This is a genomic window from Bartonella vinsonii subsp. berkhoffii ATCC 51672 (genome assembly GCF_902825225.1).
Taxonomy (GTDB): Bacteria; Pseudomonadota; Alphaproteobacteria; order Rhizobiales; family Rhizobiaceae; genus Bartonella; species Bartonella berkhoffii.
Genome location: NZ_CADEAK010000220.1, coordinates 1 through 418, shown reverse-complemented (window position 1 = coordinate 418; position 418 = coordinate 1). Strand labels below are relative to the sequence as shown.

General features: G+C 43.5%; 1 protein-coding gene. It reads right to left on the bottom strand.

The genetic code is table 11. From position 1 onward, the window contains the following. On the bottom strand, positions 1–418 hold a 418-nt coding region (locus J7R10_RS09010; RefSeq protein ID WP_484792995.1), incomplete at both ends, for a phage head morphogenesis protein.

Genomic DNA, 418 nt, shown 5'->3' with positions numbered 1-418 from the left:
CATGTTCTAAACGCTTATGTTCTGAACTCGACAAAGCATAGGTGAGATAGGTTAAAAACTCTTTATTATTTTGCGTACGCTCCCACTCGCCTGCCGCATGCGCACTCATGGTATTGGCCCAATAGACCGTTTCTAAACGCCGTGGGCTGCCCAATTGGACTAAGCTTTTTTCGCCCGTAAGCGGATCAATACTGGTCTTTTTTCCCCACCAACCCTTTTCCTGTAAAATCGGCATCAAATTTTTTTGAAAATCTTGAAAAGGAATTTGATGTTTTATGGCTTCTCCAACCGCTCGCTTAAAATCAGCTAAAATGTCATAACCCACCGATTTTGCCACCGTAAAGGAAAAAGCATGTTCCTCTTGTGCCACATCACGCCAATCAAAGCTTGGAACAACAGCCTTGGCTGCAAAATAACG